The sequence below is a fragment of the Streptomyces sp. SID3212 genome, from assembly GCF_009865405.1.
Classification (GTDB): Bacteria; Actinomycetota; Actinomycetes; order Streptomycetales; family Streptomycetaceae; genus Streptomyces.
In genome coordinates this window covers 1-4,221 of sequence record NZ_WWJY01000836.1, presented here as the reverse complement: position 1 = coordinate 4,221, position 4,221 = coordinate 1, and the positions used below count along the sequence as shown (strand labels likewise).

3 protein-coding genes are annotated in these 4,221 nt (G+C 73.0%); 1 reads left to right on the top strand and 2 read right to left on the bottom strand.

Annotated features, from left to right (window positions below):
- Window positions 1–689 precede the first annotated feature (689 nt).
- On the top strand, window positions 690–2,261 hold the full coding sequence (locus GT042_RS25405) for a hypothetical protein (RefSeq protein WP_345943908.1): 1,572 nt from the start codon (window positions 690–692) through the stop codon (window positions 2,259–2,261).
- Between the two features lie 15 nt (window positions 2,262–2,276).
- Here the strand turns inward: GT042_RS25405 and GT042_RS25400 are convergent, their stop codons facing one another.
- Together GT042_RS25400 and GT042_RS25395 are read right to left on the bottom strand one after the other, a co-directional pair.
- Entirely contained in the window at window positions 2,277–3,260 is a 984-nt protein-coding gene (locus GT042_RS25400) for a GNAT family N-acetyltransferase (protein WP_161311055.1), read from the bottom strand.
- A 100-nt stretch (window positions 3,261–3,360) separates the two neighbouring features.
- The gene (locus GT042_RS25395; protein WP_161311054.1) at window positions 3,361–4,047 is read right to left on the bottom strand and encodes an ABC transporter ATP-binding protein; all 687 of its coding nucleotides are present in this window, start codon (window positions 4,045–4,047) and stop codon (window positions 3,361–3,363) included.
- Window positions 4,048–4,221: the final 174 nt, after the last annotated feature.

Genomic DNA, 4,221 nt, shown 5'->3' with positions numbered 1-4,221 from the left:
CGGGGCGGATGCGGGGCGGGGGTAGTGACAACCGAGATTTCTTGGCTGGTGCCGGTGCGGGGCTGAGCGAGGCACACGTGGCGGGTGATCGGTCGGCTTGCCCGCCGTCGTGGCCGGCTTTCTGTAGTTGCTGCCAGAACCTCATGCCCTGCGGGGTGGCACGTGTGCGTGTCTGACGTCGGGAGCCGAAGGCCCCTTCGCGGCCACACCCTAGGGTGAGAGCCGTGCGCATGAGCGAGGAGACGGCGGAAGAGGAACCTACGCCCGGGGCGGGGGAAGGACCGGCTTCCGCGACCGGAAGGGGGGCGGGGCCCCGGCCCGGGGCGGGTGGCGGATCCCGGTCCGGCGCGGGAGGGGGATCCCGGTCCGGCGCGGGGGCCGGGGCGAAGGCAACGTCTCGAACCGAGCCACGGGGGCGGTCCGAGGCCGTCCGCCGGACCGGGAAGACGGGCCAGTTTGGGTTTGGGATCCGGAGAGGACCCGCAGGCACACTGCGGGCGAACGCGACGGCCCGGGCCCAGCCCGAGGTCAAGACCCGGCGGGGGGCCGCGCCCCCCGCCGGGGGCACGGGCGGCACTCTGCCCGACGGGCCCTGGACTGGCGGTCAACCGGCTGACGGCGCGGGCAGACTCGCGGACCCCGGGTCCAAACCCCCGTGGCGCCTGCCGCTGCTCGTCACCGGGGTTGCCGTGCCCTTCTACGTGTTCTGGGCCGTCGTCCTCGCCACCGGTGGGGGTGATCTCGCCGCCCAGCTCGCCTGGGCCGGGTTCATGGCGCGGCATCCCGGGTCCGCGTACAACCTCTCGTGGTACGGCGGTACGCACACCGCCAACTACAGCGTCCTCGCTCCGCCGCTGATGGCGCTCCTCGGCGTCAGGACCACGTCGGTGCTGGCGGGGCTCGCCGGTACGTGGGCCATGGCCGCCCTGTTCGTACGGGCGAGAGTGCCCCACGCCCTGTGGCCCGCGCTCCTCGGCGCGCTCGTGCTCTGGTGCAACGTGGCGTCCGGACGGACCACCTTCGCGTTGGGTGCCGCCGTCGGGCTGCTGGCCCTGTTCGTGCTCCTCCGGTCACCCGGAGGAACGACGCGGCGGACCGTCGGCCTTGCCTGCGCGCTGTCCGTTCTCACCGCGCTCGCCAGCCCCGTCGCCGCCCTGTTCCTCGTCGTGGCCGGGGCCGCGTACCTGCTCGACCGGCAGTGGGGGAAGGCCGTCGCGCTCATCGCCCCGCCCTTCCTGACGGTCGGCGTGGTCACGCTGCTCTTCCCGTTCCACGGCGAACAGCCCATGGCGACGGAGAAGTTGTACATGCCGCTCACCGCCTGCGCGGCCGTCTGGCTCGCCGCGCCGCGCGGGCCGCGCGGCTGGCGCACGGTGCGGTACGGCGCCGCCGTCTACGGGGTCGGCGTGGTCCTGACCTATTCGATCGCCTCGCCGATCGGCACGAACGTCGAGCGGCTGATAGGGGTCGGCGGGCCGCCGGTGCTGCTCGCGGCGCTGCTGACCCGTGGCCTCGAACCGTCCCGGTTGAGGGATCTCGTACGCGGGAGTCGCCTATGGGCCCCTCACCTCGTCCTCGCCGCCGCCGTGGTCCTGAACACCGGCTGGGTGATCGACAAGACCGACGACGACCTCGGCGTCTCCAACTCCGTGCCCTCCTGGGCCGCCCATCCGGAAGGTGTGATCGACGCGCTCGACCGGCTGGGCGCCGACCGCACCCGCGTCGAGGTCGTCCCGGCCCGCAACCACCGCGAGGCCGACGTCCTCGCCCCGTACGTCACCATGGCCCGCGGCTGGAACCGCCAGCTCGACGTCGAGCGCGGCCGGCTCTTCTACGACGGCACCTTCTCCGCCGCCACGTACCGCGCCTGGCTCGACCGCTGGGCGGTGGGGCTCGTCGTCCTGCCGGCCGCGCGGCCCGACAGCCCCGCCGCCGCCGAGGCCGCGCTCCTGCGGAACGACCTCCCGGACTGGCTGGAGCCGGTGTGGCACGACAGCGGCTGGGCGGTCTACCGGGTACGGGACGCGGTGCCGCTGGTGTCCGCCCCGGCGACCGTGGTGCGCGGCGGTGACGCGGATCTGGTGCTGCGGATGCCCGCCGCGGGCTCGGTGACGGTACGGATCGCCTACTCGCCCTGGCTCAGGGCGCCGGGCGCGTGTGTGGAGCGGGCGGGCGACTGGACCCGGCTGACGGTCCCGGGGGGCGGTGAGTACCGGCTGGGGTCGGCGTACCGGCTGCCCCGGTCGAACGGCTGCGGCTGAACAGCCGTACCGCTGCTACAGCTTGGCCTGGAAGAGACCCACCGGCCGCTCCCGGCGGTAGCCGAGCCCCTCGTTCACGGCGATCATCGACGTGTTGTTGTCGGCGACCGTCGTGCTGATCTCCCGTATGCCGGGATGCAGTTCACTCAGCGTCCCGAGGAGATGACGCTTGACCGCGCGGCCGAGTCCCCGGCCGCGGTGGGACGGGACGACCACCGTGTCGTACTGGACGGCGCGCGTGCCCGCCGGGTCCCGCAGGACCAGTTCCGTGTAGCCGACCACGGCGTCACCCGCCGTCGTGTCGAGCACGGCCGAGGTGAGGATCGCCCCGCCCCGGTCCTCGATGAGCCGGGCCTCGGCCCGCACTCTCCGTACGTCCCAGCGCGACACCCGCTCCTCCAGGGCCCCGCCCGGCGTGTCCTCCCTCGCGTCGTGGGCGCGGGCGAAACCTTCCGCCAACTCGTCGGGAACCACGCCGGACCAGTCGGCGAAGCGCAGTCCGGCGGGGAGCACCGGCTCGGGAACCTCGTCGAGGGTCTGCCGGACCCGCATCACGTACCAGCCGAGCGGCAGCACGTTCGTGAAGCCGAGGCTGTCGACGAACGCCTCGCCCGCGCCGCCCAGTTCGAGCACGGTCGAGACCGAGGTACGCCCGGCGGCGGCGAGTTCGTCCCGTATCGCGGTCCAGAGCGCGGCGCCGACACCACCCCGCCGGGCGTCGGGCCGCACCACCAGGACGTCGAGGAACGCGGTGTGGAGGTGGGGCTCCTCGGTGAAGAGGAGAAGGGAGGCGACCCCGTCGTACGAGCCGTCGGACGCCGTCGACACGACGTGCGCGTTCCGCCCGCTCACCGGAGGCAGCCGCAGCTTCCCCGCCGTCTCGGACCGGCTGGGCTCGGGGACGGACGCCGGGAGATCGAGGACGTGGGCCGCGGTGATCACCGCGTGCCAGGCGTCCGTCTCGGCGTCCGTGGGCGGGCTTCCCAGAGTGATCAGCATGAACCGAACCTACGCGTACGGGGGTGACGACGCCCGTGAGTTGACGGGACATCCGGGCAGGGGCGCCGCCCCACGGATTGAGGGCGTGTCGCCCTGGAACTCAGGCGGCGGTCGCGTTCTCGGTCACCGTGACCTTCCCCTTGCGGATGGTGGCGAGCCGGGGAGCACGGCGGGCGATGGAACTGTCGTGCGTGACCATGATGAAGGTCAGCCCGTGCTCTTTCCAGAGGCCCTCCAGCAGTTCCATGATCTCGTCACGCATCGACTCGTCCAGATTTCCCGTGGGTTCATCCGCGAGCAGCACCTTCGGGCGTTTCACCAGGGCGCGCGCGATGGCGACCCGCTGCTGCTGGCCGCCGGACAACTCGCCCGGTACGTGGCCGAGCCGCTCACCGAGCCCGACGGACTCCAGCGCCTCGGCGGCCTGTTGGCGCCGGGCGGGCCCCTTGAGGCCGAGCGGGACGAGCGCCGTCTCGACGTTCTCCTGCGCGGTGAGGGTGGGGATGAGGTTGAAGCTCTGGAAGACGAAGCCGATGGATTCGGCGCGCACCTTGGTGAGCCGGGCCTCGGACAGGCCGGCCAGGTCGACGCCGTCGAGTTCGACGGTGCCCGCGGTCGGCCGGTCCAGGGCTCCGAGCATCTGGAGCAGCGTGGACTTGCCGCCGCCGGTGGGGCCCTGGATGACCAGCCGGCCGCCGTCCTCGATGGTCAGATCGACACCGGCGAGCGCGTGGACGGGCTTCTTTCCCCGGTGGTAGACCTTGGTGACGCCTTTGAGCTGGTACATCGTGCAACTCCTGCGGTACGAGGGAGGAACGAGGGTGGGGTGGTACGGGGGCGGGTGTACGGAGGCCGGGGTACGGGCGAGGAGCCGGGCCAGGGCGAAGAGCCCGGCTGCGGACGAGGGACCCGGCCGCGAACAGGAGCGCCGGCCTACTCGACCCGGCGCAGGGCGTCCGCC